We start from the raw sequence: 25,387 nt of genomic DNA on the forward strand, positions 1-25,387 counted from the left end.
CGGGGATCGGCACGATGACTTCATCGCAGGACGTGCGAATAAAGGTCCGCGCGATGCCAAGTTTTCCTCAAGCTGGTCCTTGCCTTGGCCGAAATCAAGGTGCAGGCTTGATCATCATGGCTGGTCGGCAAGCATTGCACTCGCTGCATCCTCCTGCCCGTGGGTCCGCGCATGGCGGGGGTGCTGATAATGGGTCACCCGTGGATTCAAGGCGGAGTCATGGCGATGGATGAGGTAGTCGCACTGCATCGCGCCGAGGCGTTGCGCGCGCGTTTTTATCGCAGCGTCGCGGAAACGCTGACGCAGTTGCGGCCGTCGCCTGGCCGGGATCGCAAAGCCGCAATGGTCGAAATCGCCGCCACGCTCACGCGCGTGATGGACCTGCCGCTGGTGTGGGTCGGCCTGCTGCCTGCGGGCGGCAGTGAAATCCAGATACTGGGCGCCGCCGGATCGGCGAAGAGTTACGCACAAAACCTTTTGCTGAATATCGACCCCGCCATGCCCAGCGCGCACGGACCCGTGGGTCGGGCTTTGCGCGATGGTCGTCCACGCCTCACGCGCACCGACGCGCCGGAGTTTGCGCCGTGGCGAGAGGCCGCGCGGCGCCATGGTTTGGGCGCCAGTCTGGCCGCGGTGGCGCCGGTCGCGGACGGCGCGAAGCTGGCGCTGTGCGTTTATGGCGACTCGCGCACACTCCTGGGTGATGACCTGCTGGACTGGGCGCAGCGCCTGATTGAGGAGATCGCGCGCTTCTGGGATCACCAGGCACTGCTCGATCGCGAGCAGCGCCTGCGCCGCTATCGCACCGCGCAACGCACGATTCAGCAGGCCTTGCTGGCGCAGCCCGATCCCGAGGCCATCTACCGGACGCTGGCCGCGGTGCTCGTCGATATCGCTGGCGCCCAGGCCGTGGATGTGTTCGCTGACGATGGCGGCGCGCTGCTACGGCGCATGGCGCTGGCCGGCCCCATGGCCGAGGCGATCCGCGGCGTATCCATTCCGCCGCGCGCGCCGCAAGGTGTGGTGGTGCCCGGCCCGACACGCGCCTTCAGCCAGGGGCAACCGTTCGTGCGCGTGCAATCCGCGCAGGATGCGTCGATTCCGGAGAATTGGCACCAACCGCCGCTGGCGCAGATGGGCGCGGTCGGATGCTGGCCGATTTTCGGTACGCCACCAGTGGTCGATGCGGCCGCCACGCTCGCGCCCAGCGGCGTGTTCGCGGTGATCGCGCGCGAGGCCGATACGTTCGATGTCGAGCTGTGCTCGCTGCTTGACGAAATCTCCAACGCCGCCGGGCTGGCGCTGCGCCAATACGCACAGCGCGAAGCACTGGCGCGCGAACGCGAGCGGCAGGCGCATCTGGCCCTGCACGACGCGCTGACTGGCTTGCCCAATCGCCGCGCGCTCGAACATCAGTTGGAAGGTGCGCTTGCGCGCTCTCGCCGTCATCACCTGCTGGTGGCCGTGGGCATGCTGGATCTCGATGACTTCAAGCCGGTCAACGAGCGCATGGGACATGCTGTCGGCGACCGTTTGCTGCTGGCCGCGGCCGAGCAGTTGCGCGGCGCGATGCGCGACGAGGATTACGTGGCCCGGCTTGGCGGCGACGAGTTCGTGCTGGTGTTCGAGGATCTGGCGCGCATCGAGGATCTCGAACCGCTGCTGGAACGGGTGCGTCTGGCGCTGGAGCGGCCTTGCCAGATTGATGACCGGCAGATCGTGCTGCACGCCAGCCTCGGCATGGCGTTGTTTCCGCTGCACGCGGACGACACCGGCGAACAGTTGCTGCGCCGCGCCGATCAGGCCATGTATCACGTCAAGACGCACAAGCACGAGGCGCATCGCTGGTGGGCGTTGCCGCCGCCCGTCGCGAATGCCGAAAGCACGCCCAGCGAGCACGAGGCGACCGATTTGCAGCCCTATGGCGAATCCGCGGTGCGTCTGCTGCGGACGCTCTCCGCCGCGGCGCAGGGCACGCTGGAAGCCGTGGTCGAGCCGTTCTACATCGAGCTGGGGCAGATGCCGGAGCCGGCGCGCATGCTGCAGATCCTGCCGGCAAACGAGCTGGCCGCGTTGCATGACAAGCAACGCGATCATCTGCGCCTGCTGCTGCGCCCGGATCTGGATGCCTCGACGCATCGCACGGTGGCCGAGCATGCCGGGCGCGCGCATGCCGGTTGCGGCATCGAGACGGTGTGGTTGTCGGACAGCGTCGAACGTCTGCGTGAGGCGCTCGATGCCGCGCTGGGACGCTACGTGCATCGCGATCGGCGCGCGTTGCTGGTGCTGCACCGGCGCCTGGCGCAGGATCGCCAATGGCAGCTCGAGGGCATGCGCGCCATGCAGCGCGAGCGCGACGCGTTGATCGCGCGGATCAGCGCGCTCGCCTGGTCGTCCGACGGCTACGCGTCGCTGATGCAGGGCGTGGTGGATACGCTGGCGCGTCACGACGAAATCATTTCCTGCAGCGTCGGTCGGCCCGACGCCAAGGGCGGTTTCGCCTACGAGGCAGTCGGCGGGACGGCCTTCGCCGACTATCTGCGCGCGCTCGCGCATGGCGAGGTGATGGCGATCACCGCCGATGCCGACAGCGCGATGGGACGCGGACCCAGCGGCCGCGCCTGGCGCAGCGGCGGCATCGAGCGCTGCCTGCATTACGCCACCGATCCGGCCATGGCGCCATGGCGCGATTTCGCCCTGAAGGTGGGCGTGCGCTCCAGCGTGGTGTTGCCGCTGGGGCCGAAGCCAGGCGCGCCGCTGGCGTTGCTGGTGCTGTACAGCCGCTACCCGGGCGGATTTTCCGGCGACGCGCAGCAGGCCTTCGTCGCGCAGCTCAAGACCCTGCTCGATCTGGCCCTGGCGCGGCTGGCGCCGGATCGACCCGGCACCGAGGTGCTGCCATTCACCTTGCGTGAGCGCTGGCGCGAGCGCCTCGCCGGTGATGGCGTGGAGATGCACTACCAACCCATCTTCGCGCTGGCGCAGGGCCGCGTGGTCGAGCTGGAGGCGCTGGCGCGCCTGCGTGATGTCGATGGCAGCCTGTTGGCGCCGGGGCGCTTTCTGCCGGCGCTGAACGCGGACGATCTGTTGCGCCTGTTCCGCGAAGGTCTGCGTCAGGCGCTGGCGCAACGCGCGACGCTGGCCGCGTCCGGCCACGCGCTCGATATCACCGTCAACCTGCCACCCGCGGCGCTGTATGACCCGCGTTACGCCGCCGCCACCGCCGCCGCGCTCGGTGTCAGCAATTGTCCGCCGCGCGCGCTGCTGCTGGAGATTCTGGAGAACGCCAGCGAGGCCGAGCACGCGTTGGGCAGCGCCGTGGCCGGCATGCTGGCGTTCAAGGCGCTGGGCGTGCGCATGGCCGAGGATGATCTCGGTGCCGGGCACAGTTCGCTGGCGCGATTGCGGCAATGGCCGTTCGATCGCGTCAAGATCGACCAGACCCTGGTGCGCGACGTGGCCGCCGACCCGCTGCGCACGCTGCGCTTCATCCGCCAGCTCACCTTGCTCGGGCAGGCGCTGAGCATCGAGGTCGTGGTTGAGGGACTAGAAACCGCCGGCCTGGTGGAGGCAGCGCTGCTGCTGGGGGCGGATTTCGGCCAGGGTTACGCGCTGGCGCGACCCTGTGCGGCAGCCGCGCTGCCGGAACTGCTGGCGCAGTTCCACTGGTCCTTCGATGCGCACGCGCCGCGCACCGCGCTGGGCGCGCTGGCCGGCACGCTGCTGTGGGAGGAGCGCTTCGAGCAATTCGCGGAAGACCGCGCCGGCTGGCAGCGCATCGCCGAGGCGCCGTGTCTGGTCGGCGCGTATCTCGCGCAGCACGGCGCGGCGAATGCGACGCTGATCAGCGCGCACGACGCCATGCACGGCGCCGCGCATCAGGGGCCGCGCAGCGCGGACTATCGCGCGTCGCGCACGCACTTCATCAAAGTGCTGATCGCGCAGGTATGCGCCGAGGAAGTCGCGCTCGCTCGCACCACTTGAGCTTCCACCGCGCGGCGCTGACCCGCGCCTCAGCCGCGCAGCAGGTCCAGCAGCGCCGCGCGCGGCAGCTTGCCCAGCGCGTTGCGCGGCAGGCGCGGCACGCGCCTGAGCGGGCGTGGCAGGAACGCGGGGTCGAAGCTGGCGCGCAGCGCGGCCATGATCGCGGCGTCGCTGGCGCTGGGCGCGACCACCAGCGCGGCGAGGCGGCGCACGCCGCCGGCGTCGGCGTCCTCGTGCTGGATGATCACGGCATCCTCGACGCCGGGTATCGCCAGCAAGCGGCGGGTGAGATCGACCAGCGAGGCGCGCTTGCCGGCGATCTCGATCAGATCGCCGACGCGCCCGGCGAGCAGGAAGCGCCCATCCGCGGCGCGCTCGACCAGATCGCCCAGCAGCACCGGCGCGGACAATTGCGGTGCCTCGATGCGCACGCCGTCGGGCTCGGGCTGCACGCTGACGCCGGGGTAGGGCGTCCACAGTTGTTCGTGCGCGGTGCGCCGCGTGGCCACCACGCAGGTTTCGGTGGCGCCATACACCTCGATCAGCGGCGCGCCGGTACGTGCTTCGGCGGCGCGCGCCAGCGCGGCATCCAGTGGCGCGGTAGCCGAAACGATGGCCTCGCAGGGCAGCTCCAGGCCGGCATCGAGCAGCGCGCGCAGGTGCAGCGGCGTGGTCGCCAGCAAGCGCGGCGCGGGCAGCTTGCGCAGTTCGGCGGCGACATCGGCGGGCAACAATGGTTGCGCGTCGGCCACCGCGCCGCCGCCGAGCAACGCTAGCAGCACGCTCATCTCGATGCCGTACATGTGCTGCGGCGGCACCGTGGCGACGATATTGAATCGCGCGCCCAGCTCCGCGGCGAGGCGCGCCTGGTTGGCGGCGTTGCTGGCCCATAGCGCGCGCAGGCTCTTGCGCTGCGGCTGCGGCGCGTCACTGGAACCCGAGGTGTGGCCGACCAGCACCACGCGCGCGGCATCCAGCAGCGGCAGGTTGCGCGGTGCGGCAGCGGACGCGGGCGTGGTGCCCAGCGCGTCCAGCCGCAGGCCGCCAAACTCATGCGCGGTACCCGGCTCGTGCAGCGCCAGCGCGCCCGGCCAAGCCTGCCGGACCTCGACCAGCGCCGCGTGCGTGCGCGTTGGCAGCAGCAGCGTGGGCAGGCCGGCGCGCAGCGCGGCGGCGAAGGCCAGCAGAAACGCGTAGCGCCCGGCGCACAGATTGATGATCGCGCTGGCCGACTCGGGCAGCGCCGCGGCCACGGTTTCGGCCTGTGCTGCGAACGCGCCCATGTTGATGGTTGCGCCGCCGCGCCAGATCAGCGCGCGCGTCGCCTCGCCGGCCAGCCAGGGCAGGTACGCGGCGTCGGATGCGTTGGCGGGCGATGCGGTCGACATGGCGGTTCAGCCGCGTCCACTGACAGACCGATCGGCATGGTTGCGCGCGTGCATGTTCAATCGCCGGGGCTTGGTGACGCGCGTTTGGTCGGTGCGCGCCTGGTTATGGCGGTCTTGGCCGCGGTCGCCTTGCGTGGCGTCGATTGCGGCGTGACCGTCTTGCGCGCCGCGGTTTTCTTGACGCTGGCTGCGCGATTGCGCATCGGCGCGGCCTGCGCTGCCGCCGGAACAGCCTTTTTCGCGGCGGCCTTCTTCGCGGGCGCGGCCTTGGTGTTCTTGCGCGCGGCACCGCGTTTTGGCCGGAACGGCGCCACCGCCAGCAGCGCCGCGCATTCCTCGGCGCCGAGGCTGGCCGGCTCGCGCTCCTTGGGGATGCGCGCGTTCTTGTCGCCATCGGTGATGTACGGCCCGTAGCGGCCGTTGAGCACCTGCACGCCGTTGCCGAAATCCTTGATCACGCGGTTGGCGGCGGCCTCGTGCTTGGCCTGCACCAGCGCCAGCGCATGCGCCAGGTCGATCGTGTACGGATCGTCTTCCTTGCCCAGCGAGGCGTAGGTGTCGCCCTGCTTGACGAACGGCCCGAAGCGGCCGATGCCCACGCTGACCGCTTCGCCCTGCGGTGAATCGCCCAGCACACGCGGCAGCTTGAACAACTCCAGCGCATCAGCCAGCGCGATGGTATGCATGCTCTGCCCCGGACGCAGCGAGGCATAGCGCGGCGTATCGCCGTCCTCCTTGCGACCGATCTGCGCGAATGGCCCGTAGCGGCCCAGGCGCACGCTCACCGGCTTGCCGCTGACCGTGTCGATACCGATTTCGCGCGCGCCGGTGGCTTCGCTGCGCTCGACCGATTCGGTCTTGTCATCGACCAGGCGCTTGAACGGTGTCCAGAATTTTTCCAGCAGCGGCACCCAGGCTTCCTCGCCGCGCGCGATGGCATCGAGTTCATCCTCGAGGCGCGCGGTGAAGTCGTAATCGACGTACTGGGTGAAGTGCTGGCTGAGAAACTTGCCCACCGCGCGGCCGACATCGGTGGGACGAAAGCGGCGCTGGTCCAGCAGCACGTATTCGCGCGCCAGCAGCACCTGGATGATGCTGGCATAAGTCGAGGGCCGGCCGATGCCGTATTCCTCCAGCGTCTTCACCAGCGAGGCCTCGGAGTAGCGCGGCGGCGGCTCGGTGAAATGCTGCTCGGCGAGGATGTCGGCCAGCGGCACGCGCGCGCCGGCGGCCAGCGCGGGCAGTTTGCCTTGCTCGTCGTCATCGTCCGACTTCTGGTCGCGGCCTTCCTCGTACACCGCCAGAAAACCGGGGTCGACCACGGTGGTGCCACTGGCGCGGAACGCGTTGTCGGCGCCGCAGGCCAGATCCACGCTGACCGTGTTGAGCGTGGCCGGGATCATCTGGCTGGCCACCGCGCGCTTCCAGATCAGCTCGTACAGCTTGCGCTGGTCGTCATTGAGAAATGCCGCCACCGACTTGGGCGTGCGCAGCGCCGAGGTCGGGCGGATGGCCTCGTGCGCCTCCTGCGCGTTCTTGGATTTGTTCTGGTAGAAATTGGGTTTTTCCGGCAGCGCGTGCGCGCCGAACTCGCGTGCGATCACCTCGCGCAGCTCGCCCAGCGCCTCGGCGGAGAGGCTCACCGAATCGGTGCGCATGTAGCTGATCAGGCCGACGTTGCCCTCAATGCCCAACGCCACGCCCTCGTACAGGCCCTGCGCCACGCGCATGGTGCGGCTGGTGGCGAAGCCGAGCTTGCGCGCGGCCTCCTGCTGCAGGGTCGAGGTGGTGAACGGCGGCGCGGCGCGGCGCTTGCGCTCTTTCGACACCACTTCGCTGACCACCAGCGCGCCGCCGGCCGCGGCCAGCAGCGCGGCGCGCGCGGCATGCGCGGTGGCGGCGTCGGTGATATCGAACTGCTCGAACTTCTTGCCCTTGAGTTTGCTCAGCCGCGCCGTGAACGCGACGCCCGCGTGCGCGAGTTGTGCGTCCAGCGACCAGTATTCGCGCGTCTTGAAGGCTTCGATTTCCTCCTCGCGCTCGACGATCATGCGCAGCGCCGGTGACTGCACGCGCCCGGCCGAGAGCCCGCGCTGCACCTTGCGCCACAGCACTGGCGACAGATTGAAGCCGACCAGGTAATCCAGCGCGCGCCGCGCCTGCTGCGCATCGACCAGATCCTGCGCCAGCGCGCGCGGCTTGGCCACGGCGTCCTTGATGGCGCGCGGCGTGATCTCGCTGAACACCACGCGTTGCACGCTGCGCCCTTCGAGCAGGCCGCGTTCGCGCAGGATCTCGCTGATGTGCCAGGAAATCGCCTCGCCCTCGCGATCCAGATCGGTGGCGAGGTAGATCGCCTCGGCCTTGCTGGCGGCGCGGGCGATGGCTTCGACGTGTTTCTCGTTCTTCTCGATCAAAGCATAGCGCATGGCGAAGCCGTGCTCGGGATCGACCGCGCCTTCCTTGGGCACCAGGTCGCGCACGTGGCCGTAGGAGGCCAGCACCTCGAAATCCTTGCCGAGGTATTTGTTGATCGTCTTGGCCTTGGCGGGCGATTCGACGATGAGTAGGTTCTTGGCCATGGATGCACTCGGATAAAGGATTGCGGAGGCGCTGCCAGCAGCGCCCAAACCGCACGCTCCTTATTTAGTCTGGGGGTCAGCGCCGGCGCGCTGTCAAGTCGGCGTGCGCAGCGGCAGTACCTGCCAGGCCGCGACGGCCTCCTCCACCGAGGTCTCGAGCAGGCGCTGACAACCGGCATCGGCGCCGCCGCGCCACAGCACCGGACTGTCTTGCGCCGAGCGCGGCAGCCACGCCGCGGCGCTGGCCGCACCGTACAGCACCAGCAGCGGGCAGCCCAGCGCGGCGGCGCTGTGCGCGGGGCCGGTGTCCACGCTGATCATGCCCGTGGCGCGCGCTTGCAGGGCCAGCAGGCGCGGCAGGGGCAGATCGTCACCGATGGCTTGCGCGGCAGCGAGGCCGCTGGCGCGCGCCAGACGCCGCAGCCAGGGCTGTTCGGGCGGGGTGCCGGTGAGCAGGATGACGGCTTCGGGAACGCGCGCGTGCATGGCCCGCAGCAGAGCCACCCAGCGCGCATCGGGCCAGGCCTTGCTGTCGCCCAGCCGTCCGCGCGCGCCGCCGCGCTTGAGCGTGCGCTTGTTGCCCGCGTGCAGCAGCAACAGCGGCCGCGCGCCGAAGCCGCGTGCCGTCAACCACGCCGCGCAGTCGGCCGCCGCGGCCGCGCTGACGAGCAACCGCGGCGCGGCGGCCACCGCGGCTTGGGCAGCGCCGGGCCAGCGCGGCGCATCCAGCACGCCGAAGGCCAGCCAGCGATCGACCCAGTGCGGGCGCGCGCACTCGCGGTGTGCGCCCACCCACAGCACCTCATCCGCGGCAAAGCCGGCGCGCGCCAGCAGCCGCGCCAGCGGCGCCGTGGCCAGTTCGTCGCAGACATAGACGGGGCGCGGACCCGTGGCGCGCAGTTGCGCCACCGCGCGCCACTGGCGCGGATCGCTCCAGTACGGGCGCTTGCGGCTGCCCAGCAGCAGCATCTGGTGCACGTCGGGGTGGTCGGCGTACAGCGACGGCGTCCATGCGCCCGCGCTGAGCACGTCCGGCGCCACGCCGTAGCGTTGCCGCAGCAGCGCCAGCAACGGGGTCAGCAACACCATGTCGCCGAGCGCGCCGAAGCGCACCACGAGCGGACGGGGCGGAGCAGTGGGCATGGGGATGCGAGTCAGCGGCGGCGGGGCGCGCAGCCTAGCAGCAGCACGCGACGCTGCGCTGCGGCGGGCCATGAGCGGCGCGCGCAGCACAAGCCGCGTGCCGCCAGCGCTACTCCTCGTTGCGCAGTTTCTGCAACGCGCTGACCGACAGCTCGGCGACCTGGTCGCGGCCGTTGCGCTTGGCGCGGTACAAGGCCAGATCGGCGGCGCGCAGCAACACGTCCAGACGCGCATCCGGGTCGGCCAGCATCACGCTGAAACCCAGGCTCAGGGTGACGTGGCCAGGTGCGCTGCCGCTGTGGGGAATGGCCAGCGCGGCCACCGCGGCGCGCGCGGCCAGGGCCAGTTCCTGGGCGCGGCGACGCGGTGCGGGCAGAAACAGCGCCATGAATTCCTCACCGCCGCTGCGCGCCAGCACGCGCGCGGCGCTGCCCAGGGTTTCGCGCAGCGCGGTGGCGACGCGGCGCAGGCATTCATCGCCGGCGGGGTGGCCGTAGGTGTCGTTGTAGGCCTTGAAGTGGTCGATGTCGCAGGCGATCGCGGCGATCTCGCTGTGGCCGTCTTGCGCCTCGCGCCACAGGCTCTCGGCCAGTTCGCGCCAACCGCGGTAATTGGTCAGTCCGGTCAGCGCATCGGTGCGTGCGCTCTCGCCCAGCGCGGCCACGGCGCGGCGCAGTTCGCGCGTGCGCTGCTCGATCTCGTGTTCGCGCTCGGCCAGGGTTTCCTCGCGTTGCGTCAGCAGCTCCTGGATCAACGCAACATGCGCTTCCAGCGCGTCGACGATAGGCTGCAATTCGTACGGCGCATCGCGCACGCCGGGCGGCAGCTCGGTGGCGCTGCCGGGGTCGAAGCGCGCCAATTCCTCGGCCAGGGCATGCACCGGCGCCAGCAGCCGTCGCGTGGTGTTGCGTATGAGCAGGCGCAAGGTCAGCGCCATGGCGAGCAGCAGCAGTGCCAGCAGTCCCAGTGCCAGCAGCAACGCGTGGGCGAAGAACTGCCGCGGCCCCAGCGCCAGTACCTGCCAGCCCCGCGGCAGGGTTTCGCGCAGGCCACGTTGTTCCCGCCACGGGCTGGGATCGACATCGGCCACGTGACCCACGGGCAGGGCCAGGGCGTGGCGCAGCGTGCGATTGTCGTGGGCCATGGCGCCGCGCCGCACATGCAGCGCCGCGCTGGCGGCAACGATGCGGCCCTGCGGGTCGAGCAGCGCCAACGCATCGCGCGGGCCAGCGAGGTGGTCGAGATCGGCCTGCAGTTTGTCCGCATCAAGCGCCGCGCCGACCACGCCGAGCAGTTTTCCATGGGCATCGAACACCGGCGCGGCGATGCCGATCAGCATGCCTTGCCCATGGCCGTGGCTGTGCAACATGCCCGAGACGGATGCCGCGCGGTTGCGCAGCGCGGCGCGGAAATAATCGCGATCAGCCAGGTTGACGCCGCGCCAGTAGTCGGCGCGCCCGGCGGCGTCGCGCGCCGGCGCGGCGATCAGCATCTGGCCGTCGGGCGCGGCGCCGAACGTGGTCAGCATGCCGGGATGCATCTGGCGCAGCAGGCGCAGGCGCGGTTGCAGGGTGCTGGCGTCGAACTGCGCGCGCAGCGTGGGAACAGCGGCGAGGGTGGCCACGGCGTCGCGGTTGCGCGCCAGATAACCGCGCAGCGCCAGCTCGGAGCCATCGGCCATGCTGCGCAGCATCGCCGCGGCATGACGCGCATCGGCGCGGCCATACCAAGCGCTCAGCGCCAATCCCAGCAGCAGTGCCGGCAGCAGCGCGAACAGCAGCAGCACCGCGGCGTTGCGACGAGCGAGTGAACCGGTTCGACGATGCGGCATGTGGCTAGCCTACAAGCGTCCGCCACGGATAGCGGCCGCGCGTGCGCGATCTGCTGCGTTGTGGCTGTGGTGTCGGGTCGCGGTAGCGCCGCATGCGCCTGCCAGGCTGCATCGTCATGAGCCGATTCCGATTCCGATTGTTGCGCCAGCGCCGCTTTCTGCCGTATTTCCCAACCCATGCCGGGGGCGCGTTCAACGACAACGCATTGCGTCAGGCCACGCCGATCCTGGTCGGATTCCAGGTGTCGCGGCGACGCTGCTGGCGACGCTGGGCTTCTGGCTGCACAGCATCCGGTTGCTGTGCTTGGTGCTGTTTCTGATGGGCGTGCATGCGAGCGTGTTCGCGCCGATCAAGTATTCGATCCCGCCGCGCGTGCTCGACCCGCGCGCGCGGATCGGCGGCAACGGTCTGGTGGAAATCACGACCGCGCTGGCGATTCCGCCGGGCATGGTCGCCGACGGCGTGGCCATGGCCAGCGGCGCGCACGGCGCGTGGCTGGTATCGCCGCTGGTGGCGATGGGCGCTTGTCCGCCATGCCGCGACGCGGCGCACACTCGGCCCTCAAGCCATCCAGCTACCCAGCACCAGCAGCGCGGCCAACACCAGCCATATGATCAGCACGCGGTTGAGCAAATGGGCGAGGTCTTCCAGCTCACCGGCCACGTCGGTGGCGTCCACGGCGTAGCCGTCGCCGGCCTCGACGTCGGCGTTGACCCCGGCCACGGCGATGGCGGGCAGGAAATTCGGGTCGAGTCCCAGCCAATTGCGGCCTGGTTCATTGTGCCAGGCGCGCAGGCTGCCGAGTACGGCATCGAAATTGGACACCAGTGCCATCGCCAGCACCATCAGCAGAGCCGGTGGCCATTCCAGCGCCGCGGCCATGCGTCGCGCGAAGTCCTGCTGCGTGGCGGGCAGCTCGACAGCGTGGCCACCCGCGCCGGCGGCCAGTCGCGCCAGTCGGTACAGCAGCGCGCCGCCCGGACCGAGCATGAAGAACCAGAACAGCACCGCGTAACGGCGCCGCAGCGCGGCGTTGATACCGGCGCCGACCACGCTGGACGCGCTCCACGACAGCGGGACATCGCTGCCATCGCCGAAGTTCTGCAGCGCGGCCGCGCGCGGCTCGCCCTCGGCGGCGTTGAGCAGTTCTTCGAGGTCGGCTTCCATCTCGCGCGGACCCAGCGTCCACAACAGGGTCACCAGCGCGAACGCCAGCCACAACACGCCCAGCCAGCGTCCCAGCAGTGCGTAGCCGATCACTCCGACCAGCACCGCTGGCAGCAGCACCGCGAGCACAACGCCCGTACGCGTGCTGCTCGTGGCGCGCAGCCAGGGCTTCAGCCAGCCGAAGCTGCGCAGGTGCAACAGGGTCGGAGCGCTGCGCGCCAGGAGCAGGGCCAGCAGCACGGCGAGCAGCTTCAGCGCCATGGACACTCCTTGGTATGAGGCGTGATTGTAATCACGTGGCCTGTCATCGTGCTCAGTGGGCGTGCACGCGACCCGGGCAATATCCCCGGCGTGTAGCGCGCGGCGAGCACTACCGCGCGCTCAGTGCGCTTGCTCCAGCCAGTCCGCGATCAGGTGATACGCCACCGAAAAACCAGGCGGCAGGCTCAGACCGCCATCGGCCAGTCCGGCGCGCAGCTCGGCGCGCGTGAACCAGCGCACTTCGGCCAGTTCGCCATCGCCGGCGGCCAGCGCGCGCGAGGCGGCCTGCGCGGTGAAGCCGAGCATCAGCGAAGCCGGAAACGGCCACGGTTGCGAGGAATGGTAGTCGCAGGCGCGGATCACGGCGCCGGATTCCTCGGCGATTTCGCGGCGCACGGCGTCTTCCAGCGTCTCGCCCGGCTCGACGAAGCCGGCAAGCGTGGAAAAGCGTCCGCGCGGCCATCCCGGCTTGCGCCCCAGCAGCGCCGCGTCGGCGTGCTCGACCAGCACGATCACCGCCGCATCGGTGCGCGGAAACTGGCTCAGGCCGCACTGCGGGCAGCGCGCGCGATGGCCGCCATCGTCGTGCTCGGTGGCGGCACCGCAGGCCGGGCAGTAGCGGCTGGTGCGCTGCCAGTGCGCCAGTGCCGCGGCGTAGGCGGCGAGGCCGGCGTGGAAGGCATCGGCGCCGGCGGCCAGCGCGCGCAGGCCCAGCGCCTGTCCCGGCTCTTGCGGCGGCTGTGCGCTGGCGATCTGGAAATAAGCCACGCCGGTTTCATCGAGACCGAGCAGGCTGGCGTGCGCGCGCTGCGCGGTATCCAGCGCGGCGGCATCGAGCCATTGCAGGCCGTCGCCCGTGGCGTTGGCCCACAGTTTGCTATCCGGCAGGGTCAACACGAAGCGCGTGCACGCGTCTTCACGCGCGCTGGTCAGCCAGACGGCGTCGCTGCGGCGCGTGTGCGCGCGATCAAGACCCAGCCCGGCGTAGGCATTGCGCGCCGAACGCTGGCTTGCGTTCACACCGAGAACGAGGAACCGCAGCCGCAGGTGGTGCGCGCGTTGGGATTGCGGATCACGAACTGCGCGCCGCTGAGATTCTCGCGGTAATCGATCTCGGCCCCGGCGAGGTATTGCAGCGACAGCGGATCGACCAGCAGGGCGACACCGTCGCGCTCCAGCACGTAGTCGTCGTCGGATTGCTGCTCGTCGAAACTGAAGCCGTACTGGAAGCCCGAGCAGCCGCCGCCGGAGATATGCACGCGCAGCTTGAGCGCGAGGTTGCCTTCCTCGGTGATCAGCTCGCGTACCTTCTGCGCGGCCGCCGCAGTAAAGCCCAGCGGGTGCTCGGCACTGCGGTAATCAGGAGTGGCGATCGCAATATCCATAATCAACATGCTTGGGGCAAGGGCGCCGGGTTCAAGCCTCGGCCGCCTCGGGCGCGGCCAGGCGCTTGGGAGCCTCGGCATCGTGCAGCATACGCCCATTGACCCGCGCGCCGGCGGCCATTTCCAGACTGCGGTAGTGCACATCGCCCTCGACCCGCGCCGCGGCCGCCAGTTGCAGACGCTCGCTGGCGTGGATGTCGCCGCGCACGCTGCCATTGATCACCGCGTGCGGCGCCAGCACGCTGCCCTCGATCACGCCCTCGGCGCTGAGCGTGAACAGCGCTTCACCCTCGCCGCGCACGTTGCCGATCACGCGTCCGCACACGTGCAGCGCGCCGCTGAAGACGATATCGCCGCGCAGCGTGGTATCGGTCGCGATCAGGCTGGTCGAGCCGCTGCCGGCGAAGGGCTTACGGGTTTTGCGGAACATGGGTCGTATCCTTGCCGGCCAGCGCGCTGACCCAGGCCAGATCGCGCGTGAGTGCGGCGGCGCCGGTGGGCTTGAGGGTAACGTGGATGCGCGCCGGCACGAACCCCGGCGGCAGCACCAGCATGCCATGCAATTGCTGGAAATACTTGAAGGCGAACGGCAATCCGTCACGTTGCCGCGCATCCGCCAGTTGCGCCCAGTCGTAACGTGCCGCGTGGCTGCCCTGCACGCCTTCCAGCGCCAGCGCCAGTCGGCCCTGGACGGGGTTGCCGCCGCGCGCGGTTTGCAGCAGGGTCAGGTTGAAGGTGTAGCCGCGCGTGCCGGCCACGGGACTCAGCGTCAGCGCGGCCACGCTCAGGCCCGGTGCCTGTTCGTCACCGCCGATCAGGCGCGTGTAGAAGGCCAGATCGGCGCGCAGGCTTTCGATCTCGGCGCCGCGATCGGACAGCGTGCGGCGCAGCGCGGCGATGGCCACGCGCGTCACCTGGCGGTCGCGCTGCAGGATCGCCAGGCGCTGCTTCAGCGTCCGCACCTCATACTGCATGGCCGCGGCATTGGCCCCGGTGTTGTCGCTGGGCCTGCTGCGAACGGCGCTCCAATGGCCCAGCGCAAAGCTGGCCGCCAGCAGCGTCAACGCCAGCAGCAGCGCCAGCAAACGTTGCGCGCGGCTGCCCGGCAGGCGCGGGCGTACGATGTAATCGGGGGGTGGCGTGACCGGCATCGCGGTAATCAGGGGCCGTATCTTGGAGGGGCCGCGATGGTGCCATGACCAAAGTTTGCAATTTGTAAGCCGCGTCACGGCGCGGCCGGCGCTGCTTGCTGTAGCTATACTCGGGGCTCGCGGGGTGTGTTCATGCTTTGGCTGAAAGCGCTTCACATCATTTTTGTGGTGACCTGGTTCGCGGGCCTGTTTTATCTGCCGCGGCTGTTCGTGTACCACGCCGAGGCATCCGAGCCGGTGGTGCGCGAGCGCCTCAAGGTGATGGAACGCAAGCTGATGATCATGACCCACATCGGCGGCGCGCTGGCGGTGGCGTTCGGCATTGCCATGCTGGTGCTGGTGCCAGGCTTTTTGCGCTTGCCGTGGATGCACGTCAAGCTGACCTTGGTGGCGCTGCTGATCGTCTATCACTTCTGGCTGCTGCACCTTAAAAACCGTTTCGCGCGCGACGCATGTGGATGGAGCAGCAAGCGCCTGCGCTGGTTCAACGAGATTCCGTCGATACTGTTGGTCGCAATCGTCATCCTGGTGGTGGTCAAGCCGTTCTGAGGACCACGCCGGGCACGGACGCAGGGGGCACAGGCATGAGGGTTACCGAGCAGCAGATCCGCAGCGAGGAGCTGAAAGGCGCCTTTCTGCGTCATCTGCCGCAGCGCATGAAGATCCTGTTGCGCCGCGCGGAGCGTCAACGCCGCGAGGGCTGGGACGTCAACGCGCTGTACCTGCTCGAAACCGAGTTCGCGCGCCTCGCCGAGGCCGCCGGACGCTACGGCTTGCCCGAGCAGGCGGCGCCGTTGCAAGCGTTGGCCGAATCGCTGCAGCCCTTCGTGCCTGGCACCGCGCTGCCCGATGCAGCCGCCAACGACGCCATCGCGCAGGCGCTGGAAGCTCTGCAGGCTCCCATGGGGCAGGCCGCCATGCTGGAGTTCGCCGCGCGCGCCGAGGCCGGTCTGGCAGCGCCGCTGCGCACCGGCGAGGCCGATGGCAGCAGCAGCGTCGGTTACGCGCAAATGGAAACCCCGCCACCAGGTTATTGGCGTGAGCTGGGCATTGCCGACCTCGAACCGCGCCGGCCCACCGCTGCGGCCGTGATCACCGATTCCGCAGGCATGCCTGTGCCGGTCGCTGCCGCCGTGGACGCCGCCATCATCGCGGCGCCCGCGCCCGCTGCGCCGCCTGCCGCCGCGCCCCAGGTGCTGCTGCTGGGCACCGACCCGGTGCTGCACGATCTGGCGTTGCACTTCGAGCAGGATGGACGCGTGGCGGCCCAGGTCGAAAGCGTCGAGCGCATGCTCGTCGCGCTGGGCGGCGATGCGCCGCCGCGGTTGCTGGTGGTCGGCGCGCGCTCACTGGCGGCGCTGCCACTGCTGGCCCCGGCGCTGCGGCACGCACGCGTCGAGGCTGGACACCGCATCGCGCTGCTGGCCATTCTCGAACAGGACGATCTGAGCACACGCCTCGATGCGTTGCGCGCCGGCGCCGATCACGCCTTGCCGCGCACATTGGGCTTGCACGCGTTGCTGGCGCAGGCCGAGCCGCTGCTCAAGGACGAAATCGGCGATGCACCCTACCGCGTGCTGGTGGTCGACGATGACGCCGCCCAGGCCGCCTTCGCCGAAACCGTGCTGCGCAGGGCCGGCATGCATACGCGCACCGTGGTCGAGCCGTTGGCCACGCTGGACGAGCTGGAACGCTTCCAGCCCGACTTGATCCTGATGGACATCAACATGCCCGGCGCCGATGGCCTCGAGCTGACCGCGTTGATCCGTGAGCGCGAGGCTTTCGTGTCCACGCCCATCGTGTTTCTTTCCGGCGATCCGGACGCCGACCGCCAGTACGCCGCGCTGGATGCCGGCGGCGATGATTTCATCGCCAAGCCGGTGCGGCCCAAGCACCTGATCGCCGCGGTCAGCAATCGCGTGCGCCGCGCGCGCGTTGCCATGCGGCGTGGTCCGCGCGTGGTCAACGGCAGCGAGGCGCTGGTCGACCGCAGCGTGCTGTTCGACCGCATCGCGCGCCAACTGGCCGCGCGCACGGGCGTCGCGCCCGGCGGCGGCCTGTTGCTGGTCGAACTGAACGACGCGCCGCGTCTGCGCGAGCGCCTCGGTCTCGGCGGTTTCGATCGCCTGCTGCAGCAGTTCGCCACGTGGGTGGCCGGGCAGACCCTGCCGCGCGAGGTGCTGGCGCCGTTCGGACCCAGCGCCATTCTGCTGTTTGCGCCGCAACGTGACGAAGTGGCGCTGGCGGCCTTCGCCGAGGATCTGGCCGCGCGCATCAGTCGGGAGCGTTTCGAGGCGGCGCACGCGGTGCCGTTGGCGCTCAGCGCCGGGGCTTGCGGCATGGGCGCCGGCGCCGATCCGATGGCCTTGCTCGGCGCCTGCGAACGCGCGCTGGAAAGCGCACGACGGCAGGGTGTCAGCGTCGCGCGCCACGATGCGCAGGCGCAGGGTCAGCACGCCCTGGTCGCGCAATTGCGCAGCGCGTTGGCCGAGGACACGTTGAGCTTGGCGTTCCAGCCGCTGGTGCCGATCGCCGGCATGGCCGCCGCGCCGCGCTACCAGGCGCTGCTGCGCCTGCGCGATGCGCGCGGCAGCGAGCACGCGGCCGCTGCGTTGCTGCCCGAGGCCGCCGCCGTCGGCTTGCTGCCGACGCTGGATGTCTGGGTGCTCAAGCGCGCGTTGGCGGTGCTTGCCGCGCGGCGCAAGCTGGGCACGCCGCTGATGTTGTTCGTCAGCCAGAGTTTCGAGGTGTTCGAAGAGGTCTGGCGTGACGGCAGCCTGGCGCAGGTGCTGGCTGCCGCCGAGCTGCCCGCGACCAGCCTGGTGCTGGAGTACCGTTGCGAGGCACTGCTCGGCAACTATCCCGATGCCGCGCGCCGTTTCGCGGACTTGCATCAACGTGGCTTGGCGGTGGCGCTGGCTGGGGTCAGCGCGCTGACCCTGGCGCAGCCCGGCTTCAACGATCTGCCGCTGGATTTCATCAAACTGGCGCCAGAGCTGGCGCGCGACGGTCAGGCACGCGCCGTGGTCGCCGCCGGACATGCGCGCGGCGCGCTGGTGATCGCCCCGCGCGTGCATGATGCAAGTACCGCCGCGGCGTTCTACGCTGCCGGCGCCGACCTCCTGCAGGGCAACTTCGTGCAGGAAGCCGGGGTGCAACTCGATTACGATTTTGTCGGCAACCCTGCCTGAGATGAGCCGCATGTCCGCCACGCACCGTGATCCGACTGCCATTGCACTGCTCGCCGGCAGCCTGGTACTGCTGGCCGCATTGGCGCTGCTGGCGCTGTGGCAAACGGCGATGCCGTGGAAGCTGATGCTGGCCGCTGCCGCGCTGCTCGCCGCCGTGCTGGCCGTGCTGTCCTGGCTGCGTCTGGCGCGGCGCTGGAGCGAGGCGGAAGCGCTGCAAGTGCCGCCGCCGGTCCCGAACGCCGCGCGCACGATCATTCTGGAAAAAGAACTGTCGGCGCTGCAGGGCATGCAGAAGGAGCTGGTCACCGCCAAGCGCGCGGCTGAGTCCGCGACTTTGGCCAAGAGCGAATTCCTGGCCACCATGAGCCACGAGATCCGCACTCCGCTCAACGGCATCCTGCCGCTGCTGGACATCGTGCTGGGCGGGCAGCTCAACGCCGACCAGCGCGATTACGTCGCCACCGCGCAGCGCTCGGCGCAGGAGTTGCTGCGCATCGTCGATGACATTCTCGATTACTCCAAGGTCGAGGCCGGCAAACTCGAGCTGGAAAACGTCACCCTCAACCTGCGAGATCTGCTCGACAGCGTGCAGGCACTGATGGACAAGGCCGCTGAATCCAAACGCCTCAGTCTGCGCCTGAGCGTGGACGAGGATGTGCGCACATTGCTGCGCGGCGATCCGGTGCGCATCCGCCAGGTGCTCAGCAATCTGGTTGGCAATGGGCTCAAGTTCACCGAGCGCGGCGGCGTGTCGGTACGCGTCAGCAAGCGCGCGGAAACGCCCACCCACGAGGAGCTCGTGTTCGCGGTGCGCGATACCGGCATCGGCATCACGCCGGCCGCCGCCGCGCGCCTGTTCCAGCCCTTCACCCAGGCCGAAAGCAGCACCACGCGCCGCTACGGCGGCACCGGCCTCGGTCTGACCATCTGCAAGAAACTGGTCGAGCTGATGGGCGGCAAGATCGGCCTGCGCTCCGAGCCGGGCAAGGGATCGGTGTTCTGGTTCAGCCTGCCGCTGGGCAAACTCCCGGGCGAGGTCGCGCAGGGCCGGCTCAGCCTGCAGGGCGTGCGTGGTTTGTATGCCGGCAGCCAGCGCGGCTACGAAAAACTCAACCCATTGCTGGCCGGGCTGGGCCTGCAGGTGGAATTTCTGTCGCAGCCGGCCGAGGCATTGGCGCGGCTGCGCCGTTCCGCGCCGCTGGGGCGCAGTTTCGGCCACGAATTGCTGGTCGCGGAAATGGGCGGTGCGCCGGGCGAAACGCAAACCCTGGTGCGCAACGTGTTGCGCGAGCCGACTCTGGAACGCGTGCGCATCCTGCTGCCCGGCGCGCCGGCCGAGGCCGGCGGCCCGCGCCTCGGCGTGCTGCCGCGCGAGCCCGATGAGTCCGCATTGCGCGCCGCGCTGGAAAGCCTATTCGCGCTGAGTTCGCACACGCGCCCGGAGCCGTTGATCGCGCGCGCCACGGCACCGGCGCGCGCACCCGCGCCGCCCACGGCCAACGAGTTGGAGCCACCGCTGCGCGGGCGCGTGCTGCTGGTCGAGGATCATCCCGTCAACCAGCAGGTGGCCACCAAGTTGCTGTCGCGCCTCGGTCTGGAAGTGGTGCAGGCCAACCACGGCAGCGAGGCGCTGGATCTGCTCGGCAAGGGCGTGTTCGATCTGGTGCTGATGGATTGCCAGATGCCGGTGATGGACGGTTATGCGGCCACGCGCGAGCTGCGCCGCCGCGAAGCCCAGATCAACTCCGCGCGCATGCCGGTGATCGCCATGACCGCGCACGCCATGGCCGGCGATCGCGAGAAATGCCTCGACAGCGGCATGGACGATTACCTGTCCAAGCCGCTCGATCGCGCGTTGTTGGCGCGCACTCTCAAGCAGTGGCTGCCGAGCACGCCGGTGGAGGAGGCCATTCCGGTCGCGCCCGCGCCCGTTGCCCCCGATCCCGGTCAAGTGTTGCGCGCCGCCGCGCGCGCCGCCGCGGCGCCGAGCCGCATCACCCCGCCGCCGCCGCGGCCCAGTTTCGCGCCGGTCGCGTCGGTGCCGATCGCGACTGGCGAGCTGCTCGACGAAGAGGTGTTGCGCGATCTCGAGGACATCATGGGCGACGAACTCAAGCCGCTGGTCACGGTATTCCTCGGTGACAGCCCGAAACGCATCGCCATGCTCGAACAATCCGCCGCGCAAAACGACATCAATGGCCTTTCGCAGCAGGCGCACGCGCTGAAATCGGCCAGCGCCAACCTCGGCGCCAAGCGCATGTCGGCCGAGGCCAAGGCACTGGAACTGGCCGCGCGCGCGGGCCGCGTCGACAACCCGGTGGCCCGCGTCGCGCAGTTCAAGGCGTTGTATCTGGCCACCGCCGACGCCTTGCGCGAACGCTTTGGCGCGCGCGCCTGAACCGCGCCACAGCGCGAGTTCAGTCGGTCGCGGGCGCGACGTTGGCGGGCGCCGACCACGGCGGCGGCAACTCGCGCGCGCACAGGCGTTCGGCGTGCACCACGAACTGGCGCAGCGCGCGTTGATACACCTCGCGCTTGAATGCCACGACATTCTCGCCCGGATACCAGAAATCCACCCAGCGCCACGCATCGAACTCGGGATGATCGACCGCATCCAGGCGCACATGGGCATCCTCGCCAGTGAAGCGCAGCAGATACCAGACCTGCTTCTGGCCCACGCACAGCGGGCGCTGGTGATGGCGCAGATAGCGGTGCGGCAGGCGGTAGCGCAGCCAGCCCGGTGTCGACGCCAGCACCTCGACTTGCGCGCCGGTCAACCCGGTTTCCTCGGTCAGCTCGCGATGCATCGCTTCCAGCGGCGTCTCGTCGCTGCCGATGCCGCCCTGCGGAAATTGCCAGCCGTCGCGCGTGATGCGGCGTGCCCAGAACACCCGGCCATCCGGGTTGAGCAACACGATGCCCACATTGGGGCGGAATCCATCAGTGTCGATGACGTCGGACATGGCGCGGCGCACAAGAGTTGCGCCGATTCAAGCACGCGCACCGCGAAGCGGCAAGCGCCGCGCCAGGCTCAACCTTGCGTCAGTCGCGGCGCGCCCATAAAATTGCGGGTTCGCGCGGCTATGTAGCTCAGCCGGTTAGAGCACAGCACTCATAATGCTGGGGTCGGTGGTTCGAGTCCACCCATAGCCACCACCGCGGCGGCGCGCGCCGCACTCCCTCGCAACCAGCGTCACTGCTTGCTTTCGGCTGGTGGTGGCTGCCGCATTCCGGCAGCAAGCCGTGCACGACAATCCGCAAACCCGGGCGTCGCGCCACAGGCCCGCCCGGGCAACAGCATCTAGACTGCCGCGCTTGCCCTTGTGGCGGAAACGCTCTGCTGCAGTCGCCTCGCATCCCCGCCACGATGAATTTGCAGAGACAGCTTTCCAGCCTGATGGAGCAATCCTTGCGCGAGCAGGTGATTCGTCGCCAACTGCGGCAGGAGTTCGTGGCGCGCGGTCTGGCCTCGCGCGACGAGGCGCGGCAGACCGGTGACTATGCCGAGGCCGCCGCAGCGCATGCCGAACTTCGCGGCATGCTGACCAAGGCCAAGGCTGCCAAGGGCAGGCGGCGGTGAGCTGGCGCGTCCGCTATACGCGGACGGCGCGCGCGGACCTGCTTTTGCTGGGACAGGACGTGGCCGCGGCCGAGCGCGCGCTACGGGTTATCGACAAGGGCGTGGAGCTGTTGCAGGCGTTCCCCTTCACCTGCCGCAAGGCCGATCGCGGCAACCCGTTCCTGCGCGAGCTGCTGGTTTCGTTTGGCGCATCCGGCTACGTGGCGCTGTTCGAGATCGAGCCCGATCACACCGTGACCATCCTCGCCGTCCGCCACCAGCGCGAGGACGACTACCACTGACGCGCATCGGCATACTCCGCGGCTGTCCGCGGATTCGATCTCGCGCTGCGCGCCACCCCACGCGCACCCGCTCGACCATCAGGCAAAACGCTCGGATAGTCTGTAGATCAGATACCCGCTCTCGCGGCGGGCGCGTTCCGCGAAGTCCGCGAAGAACGTGCTGATGTTGCGGAATTCCACGATGAAGGCCTCGCGGTCGTTGTCCTCGATGATGCGTGCCAGCGCGCGGTGGTGGTCGAGGAACTCGAGCAGCAGGCCGCGCCGTTCGGCGTTGGCCAGCACGATGTCGGCATACAACTGCGGATCCTGCGCGAACATGCGCGCCGTCATCATCAGTTCCATCCGGTAGACCGGGCTGGAGTAGTCGAGGATGTCATCCGGGCGCAGGTTGCATTGGCGCAGAAATGATCCGTGCAGGAAGGTCGTGAAGTGCCGCAGACCCTGGATCAGATGCATCGCGCGATCATGCTGATCGGCATCGACGATCTTGATGCGCATGCCCCAGAGCCGGCACTGCTCGAGCAGCCATTGACTGCGCTGCGGATCGCGTCCCAGGCAGACCAGCATCAGTTGCTTGGCCAGATTGGGGGCATCCGCTCCGTGCAACGGATGCAGACTGAGGACGGGGCCTGGGTGGACCTGCTGCATCAGCTCAAGCAGGCCGTTCTTGTTGGAGGTGAAATCGGCGAGTGCCGCAGTCGCGGGCAGGTGCGGCGCCAGGCGGCCGATCACCTCGGCGGTGACATCGATCGGCACCGCGACGATGGCAAGATCGATGCCGGCCGCGAGTTGCGCGACGCGCGGCCAGTCGTCGCGATCGAGCACGCGCACGCGGTGTCCGCTGCGCTCGAGGAAGCGACGGTACAGCGAACCCATGCCGCCCGCGCCGCCGACCAGAAGCACATCGCGCGGCTGCGTCCCCGCGCGTGGAAATTCTCCATGCGACTGGCGATCGCGCGAACTGCCCATGATCATGCGCAGGAAATCCTCGGCCCACTCCGCGTCCAGGCCACGTTCGACGGCCTGCTCGCGAAAGCGCGCGATTTTGTCGGCTTCGCGCGCAGCGTCGAAGATGGGCAGATGCTGCTGGATCTTGGTCGCGATGACGTCGCCGACCACGCGATTGCGTCGCTCCAGCAAGTCGAGGATCTGGCTGTCGATGTCGTCGATGATCTCGCGCGGGGCTGCGAGCGGCTGTTGGTTGGACGGCATGGCGGGTGCCTGCAGGTTGTGGTGATTGCCACGCCATGACGGCGCGCCGGGGTCGATAGTAGGGCTTGCCGCATGCTTTCGCGTGTTACGCCAAAACTGATCGAGATCAAGGCGAATCTCTGGATTCGGCGCGATCCTCCTCGGATATCGCTGCGGCAAAGCGAATCTGATCCGGGCTTGGTGCCTGGGTTTGCCGTGCGGGTTGCGTCGTCGGGCACCATCACCCAGGCGCCTGTTCAAGCCATGCAGCAACCAATGAATCGATCACCCGAGTGTCCATGACCGAGCCCAGCCTGTATCCGTGTTTCCTGGGGCCCTACGGGGAGAACGACACACTGCTGGAGCGGCTGGTGGTGGAGTTCCTGCGCGACCATGTCTACTGGCGGCGCAATCTTTATCCCGAGGATCCTCCGGCCATCCCCACGCGCGCCGCGCAGCAGCCCGCCTTCCAGGAATTCGAAGCGCGCCTGCGCCGTGAATTGCACACGTTGTCCGCGTCGCTGAAACGTTCCGTGCCCTTTCACAGCCCGCGTTACCTTGGGCACATGGTCTCGGATCTTCTGCTTCCCGGTCTGGTCGCGCAGATTCTTGCCCTGCCGTATAACCCCAACAACGTCAGCGACGAGGCCGCACCCGTCACGATCGATCTGGAGATCAAGGTCGGGTTGCAACTGGCCCGGTTGCTCGGCTATGTCAGCGATCCGGAACAGGACAATTGCGCATTCGGCCATCTGACTTCCGGCGGCACCCTGGCCAACTTCCAGGCCTTGCGCCTCGCGCTGGCATTGAAGTGCTTTCCCGTGGCACTGCGGGCCGCGGCACCGCCGGGGATGTCCATCCCCGAGGACGATATTCAAGCGTTCAGGCTGACGCCTGCCCAGGCCATCGACCTGCTGGTCGGATGGCAAGGCTGGCTGTCCACGCTGGAACCCCAGGAACGTGTCTGCTGGCGCAAGAAACTCGAGGCCGAACGTATCGAGCAGCTTGGCAGCGTGCGTTTCTTCGCCGTGCACCCCAAGCTCGCGCCGCCCGTCGTGCTGGCCCCGGTAACGGCCCATTATTCCTGGAGCAAGGGCATGAAGATGCTCGGCCTGGGGCGCGAGCAACTGGTGTTGATCCCGGAGCGCGGCATGCGCCTGGACATCGCCGCGTTCGAACAGACGCTGCGCGGTCTCGATGCCGCGGGCGCTTCTCCGCTGCTGGCGGTCGCGGTCTTCGGCACGACCGAGTTCGGCACCATCGATCCCGTGCATGAACTGGTGGCCCTGCGCGAGCGCCGCGCCGCGCAGGGCAAGGGTTTCGCCATCCATGTCGATGCCGCATGGGGCGGCTATCTCGCCACGCTGTTCCGACAGGAAGACGGCGCGCTGCGCAGCCGGGAAGCCATGCGCGGGGAATTCACGTCCTTCCCGAGCGCGAACACCCACGCCGCGACGGCTGCCCTCGGCCAGGCCGACTCCATCACGGTGGACCCGCACAAGCTCGGTTATCTGGCCTACGGCGCCGGCGCATTCGTGTGCAGAGACCACCGCGCCATGGAGCTGCTCACTGAAACCGCTGATTACGTGTTCGCGGGCACGACGCCATCCGGATATTTCGACCGCTATCGCAAGCTGGGCCAGTACATCCCGGAGGGTTCCAAATCCGGCGCGGCTGCGGCGGCTGTCTATGTGACGCACCGGGTACTGCCGCTGGATCACACCCACTTCGGGCAACTGGTCCGGCAAACCATTCGCGCGACCGAAGCCTTCGTCGCGCGCGCGGAACAATTTGCCCGCGAGATGAGATCACGACTCCAGGTGTGCGTTCCCTATCCGCCCGACAGCAATCTGGTGTGCATCGCCGCCAACCCGACAGGCAATCGGGACGTCGCCCTCGCCAATGCCTTCATGCGTCAAATTCACGGCGCGATGAGCATGGATGCCTCGGTCCCCTTGGTCCCGCTGCAGAATCGCGAATTCTTCGGCTCGACCACCACCCTGCGCGAGGAAATACTCGGCACGCAGGACATGCATCGAATCCTGGATGAACTGGGTCTGCATGCGTGCTCCATGCATGCGGATGACCCGCGCTCGGATCGCTTGCTGATCCTGCGCCACACATTGATGAATCCTTTCATCATCGATGACGAAAACGGCATCAGTTACATCGATCGCTACTTCGAATATCTGTCTCGTCGCGTGGCCTTGCTGCTGCCCGCGCAACCATCATCGAGCACAACCTGAGCGAG

General features: G+C 68.9%; 19 protein-coding genes and 1 tRNA gene. 8 read left to right on the forward strand and 12 right to left on the reverse strand.

Annotated features, from left to right (window positions below; all coding sequences use genetic code 11):
* Positions 1-225 precede the first annotated feature (225 nt).
* Positions 226-3,984 (forward strand): EAL domain-containing protein, encoded by a 3,759-nt coding sequence (locus tag ACYDAT_RS01305; RefSeq protein WP_461448252.1) that lies wholly within the window; start codon positions 226-228, stop codon positions 3,982-3,984.
* 29 nt (positions 3,985-4,013) lie between these two features.
* Here ACYDAT_RS01305 and ACYDAT_RS01310 read toward each other — a convergent pair whose 3' ends face one another.
* From ACYDAT_RS01310 to ACYDAT_RS01355, 10 genes are all read right to left on the reverse strand, one after another.
* Positions 4,014-5,372, reverse strand: coding sequence for an AMP-binding protein (locus ACYDAT_RS01310; protein ID WP_461448253.1), 1,359 nt, complete (start codon positions 5,370-5,372; stop codon positions 4,014-4,016).
* 56 nt (positions 5,373-5,428) lie between these two features.
* On the reverse strand, positions 5,429-7,954 hold the full coding sequence (locus tag ACYDAT_RS01315; RefSeq protein WP_461448254.1) for a DNA topoisomerase I: 2,526 nt from the start codon (positions 7,952-7,954) through the stop codon (positions 5,429-5,431).
* Between the two features lie 93 nt (positions 7,955-8,047).
* Positions 8,048-9,097 (reverse strand): glycosyltransferase family 9 protein, encoded by a 1,050-nt coding sequence (locus ACYDAT_RS01320; RefSeq protein WP_461448255.1) that lies wholly within the window; start codon positions 9,095-9,097, stop codon positions 8,048-8,050.
* Between the two features lie 109 nt (positions 9,098-9,206).
* Entirely contained in the window at positions 9,207-10,928 is a 1,722-nt protein-coding gene (locus ACYDAT_RS01325; RefSeq protein ID WP_461439054.1) for a sensor domain-containing diguanylate cyclase, read from the reverse strand.
* Positions 10,929-11,120: 192 nt separating this feature from the next.
* Entirely contained in the window at positions 11,121-11,399 is a 279-nt protein-coding gene (locus ACYDAT_RS01330) for a hypothetical protein (RefSeq protein ID WP_461448256.1), read from the reverse strand.
* 91 nt (positions 11,400-11,490) lie between these two features.
* Positions 11,491-12,357, reverse strand: a complete 867-nt coding sequence (locus ACYDAT_RS01335) for a beta-lactamase induction protein (RefSeq protein ID WP_461439052.1) — start codon at positions 12,355-12,357, stop codon at positions 11,491-11,493.
* 120 nt (positions 12,358-12,477) lie between these two features.
* A complete protein-coding gene (nudC, locus tag ACYDAT_RS01340; protein WP_461439051.1) occupies positions 12,478-13,377 on the reverse strand; it encodes an NAD(+) diphosphatase in 900 nt (299 codons plus the stop codon).
* On the reverse strand, positions 13,374-13,742 hold the full coding sequence (gene erpA / locus ACYDAT_RS01345) for an iron-sulfur cluster insertion protein ErpA (protein ID WP_461439050.1): 369 nt from the start codon (positions 13,740-13,742) through the stop codon (positions 13,374-13,376). Before erpA ends, nudC begins: the two co-directional genes overlap by 4 nt.
* Before the next feature lie 31 nt (positions 13,743-13,773).
* On the reverse strand, positions 13,774-14,172 hold the full coding sequence (locus ACYDAT_RS01350) for a bactofilin family protein (RefSeq protein ID WP_461439049.1): 399 nt from the start codon (positions 14,170-14,172) through the stop codon (positions 13,774-13,776).
* On the reverse strand, positions 14,153-14,893 hold the full coding sequence (locus ACYDAT_RS01355) for a DUF6776 family protein (RefSeq protein WP_461448257.1): 741 nt from the start codon (positions 14,891-14,893) through the stop codon (positions 14,153-14,155). Before ACYDAT_RS01355 ends, ACYDAT_RS01350 begins: the two co-directional genes overlap by 20 nt.
* Positions 14,894-15,025: 132 nt before the next feature.
* Here ACYDAT_RS01355 and ACYDAT_RS01360 point away from each other — a divergent pair, with 132 nt between their 5' ends.
* Genes ACYDAT_RS01360 through ACYDAT_RS01370 form a run of 3 tightly spaced genes read left to right on the forward strand, consistent with a single transcriptional unit; the run spans position 15,026 to position 20,482 of the window.
* Positions 15,026-15,442 (forward strand): CopD family protein, encoded by a 417-nt coding sequence (locus ACYDAT_RS01360; RefSeq protein WP_461439047.1) that lies wholly within the window; start codon positions 15,026-15,028, stop codon positions 15,440-15,442.
* Between the two features lie 35 nt (positions 15,443-15,477).
* A complete protein-coding gene (locus ACYDAT_RS01365) occupies positions 15,478-18,084 on the forward strand; it encodes a response regulator (protein WP_461448258.1) in 2,607 nt (868 codons plus the stop codon).
* Between the two features lie 10 nt (positions 18,085-18,094).
* Positions 18,095-20,482 carry a hybrid sensor histidine kinase/response regulator gene (locus tag ACYDAT_RS01370; protein ID WP_461441783.1) on the forward strand — a complete coding sequence of 796 codons (2,388 nt, stop codon included), beginning with the start codon at positions 18,095-18,097 and terminating at the stop codon, positions 20,480-20,482.
* Between the two features lie 19 nt (positions 20,483-20,501).
* Here ACYDAT_RS01370 and ACYDAT_RS01375 read toward each other — a convergent pair whose 3' ends face one another.
* Positions 20,502-21,047: an RNA pyrophosphohydrolase gene (locus ACYDAT_RS01375; RefSeq protein WP_461439044.1), complete on the reverse strand. Its 546-nt coding sequence runs from the start codon at positions 21,045-21,047 to the stop codon at positions 20,502-20,504.
* Between the two features lie 116 nt (positions 21,048-21,163).
* Here ACYDAT_RS01375 and ACYDAT_RS01380 point away from each other — a divergent pair.
* The 3 genes from ACYDAT_RS01380 to ACYDAT_RS01390 all read left to right on the forward strand — a co-directional run bounded on the left by ACYDAT_RS01380 (position 21,164) and on the right by ACYDAT_RS01390 (position 21,945).
* Positions 21,164-21,240: transfer RNA gene (locus tag ACYDAT_RS01380), tRNA-Met, on the forward strand.
* A gap of 211 nt (positions 21,241-21,451) precedes the next feature.
* Positions 21,452-21,664, forward strand: a complete 213-nt coding sequence (locus ACYDAT_RS01385; RefSeq protein ID WP_461448259.1) for a hypothetical protein — start codon at positions 21,452-21,454, stop codon at positions 21,662-21,664.
* Positions 21,661-21,945 carry a type II toxin-antitoxin system RelE/ParE family toxin gene (locus tag ACYDAT_RS01390; RefSeq protein ID WP_461448260.1) on the forward strand — a complete coding sequence of 95 codons (285 nt, stop codon included), beginning with the start codon at positions 21,661-21,663 and terminating at the stop codon, positions 21,943-21,945. The genes ACYDAT_RS01385 and ACYDAT_RS01390 overlap by 4 nt, the downstream gene beginning before the upstream one ends.
* 78 nt (positions 21,946-22,023) lie before the next feature.
* Here the strand turns inward: ACYDAT_RS01390 and tyrA are convergent, their stop codons facing one another.
* Entirely contained in the window at positions 22,024-23,157 is a 1,134-nt protein-coding gene (gene tyrA / locus ACYDAT_RS01395; protein WP_461439042.1) for a bifunctional chorismate mutase/prephenate dehydrogenase, read from the reverse strand.
* A 278-nt stretch (positions 23,158-23,435) separates the two neighbouring features.
* On the opposite strand from tyrA, the gene ACYDAT_RS01400 reads away from it, so the two are divergent.
* Positions 23,436-25,382 carry a pyridoxal phosphate-dependent decarboxylase family protein gene (locus tag ACYDAT_RS01400; protein ID WP_461439041.1) on the forward strand — a complete coding sequence of 649 codons (1,947 nt, stop codon included), beginning with the start codon at positions 23,436-23,438 and terminating at the stop codon, positions 25,380-25,382.
* Positions 25,383-25,387: the final 5 nt, after the last annotated feature.

The organism is Metallibacterium sp. (assembly GCF_054637675.1).

What these genes read in the sequence shown, in the direction of transcription:
- ACYDAT_RS01305 (WP_461448252.1), top strand. Translation starts at nt 226, where the DNA reads ATGGATGAGGTAGTCGCACTGCATCGCGCCGAGGCGTTGCGCGCGCGT.
- ACYDAT_RS01310 (WP_461448253.1), bottom strand. Translation starts at nt 5,372, where the DNA reads ATGTCGACCGCATCGCCCGCCAACGCATCCGACGCCGCGTACCTGCCC.
- ACYDAT_RS01315 (WP_461448254.1), bottom strand. Translation starts at nt 7,954, where the DNA reads ATGGCCAAGAACCTACTCATCGTCGAATCGCCCGCCAAGGCCAAGACG.
- ACYDAT_RS01320 (WP_461448255.1), bottom strand. Translation starts at nt 9,097, where the DNA reads ATGCCCACTGCTCCGCCCCGTCCGCTCGTGGTGCGCTTCGGCGCGCTC.
- ACYDAT_RS01325 (WP_461439054.1), bottom strand. Translation starts at nt 10,928, where the DNA reads ATGCCGCATCGTCGAACCGGTTCACTCGCTCGTCGCAACGCCGCGGTG.
- ACYDAT_RS01330 (WP_461448256.1), bottom strand. Translation starts at nt 11,399, where the DNA reads ATGGCCACGCCGTCGGCGACCATGCCCGGCGGAATCGCCAGCGCGGTC.
- ACYDAT_RS01335 (WP_461439052.1), bottom strand. Translation starts at nt 12,357, where the DNA reads ATGGCGCTGAAGCTGCTCGCCGTGCTGCTGGCCCTGCTCCTGGCGCGC.
- erpA (WP_461439050.1), bottom strand. Translation starts at nt 13,742, where the DNA reads ATGGATATTGCGATCGCCACTCCTGATTACCGCAGTGCCGAGCACCCG.
- ACYDAT_RS01350 (WP_461439049.1), bottom strand. Translation starts at nt 14,172, where the DNA reads ATGTTCCGCAAAACCCGTAAGCCCTTCGCCGGCAGCGGCTCGACCAGC.
- ACYDAT_RS01355 (WP_461448257.1), bottom strand. Translation starts at nt 14,893, where the DNA reads ATGCCGGTCACGCCACCCCCCGATTACATCGTACGCCCGCGCCTGCCG.
- ACYDAT_RS01360 (WP_461439047.1), top strand. Translation starts at nt 15,026, where the DNA reads ATGCTTTGGCTGAAAGCGCTTCACATCATTTTTGTGGTGACCTGGTTC.
- ACYDAT_RS01365 (WP_461448258.1), top strand. Translation starts at nt 15,478, where the DNA reads ATGAGGGTTACCGAGCAGCAGATCCGCAGCGAGGAGCTGAAAGGCGCC.
- ACYDAT_RS01370 (WP_461441783.1), top strand. Translation starts at nt 18,095, where the DNA reads ATGTCCGCCACGCACCGTGATCCGACTGCCATTGCACTGCTCGCCGGC.
- ACYDAT_RS01375 (WP_461439044.1), bottom strand. Translation starts at nt 21,047, where the DNA reads ATGTCCGACGTCATCGACACTGATGGATTCCGCCCCAATGTGGGCATC.
- ACYDAT_RS01385 (WP_461448259.1), top strand. Translation starts at nt 21,452, where the DNA reads ATGAATTTGCAGAGACAGCTTTCCAGCCTGATGGAGCAATCCTTGCGC.
- tyrA (WP_461439042.1), bottom strand. Translation starts at nt 23,157, where the DNA reads ATGCCGTCCAACCAACAGCCGCTCGCAGCCCCGCGCGAGATCATCGAC.
- ACYDAT_RS01400 (WP_461439041.1), top strand. Translation starts at nt 23,436, where the DNA reads ATGACCGAGCCCAGCCTGTATCCGTGTTTCCTGGGGCCCTACGGGGAG.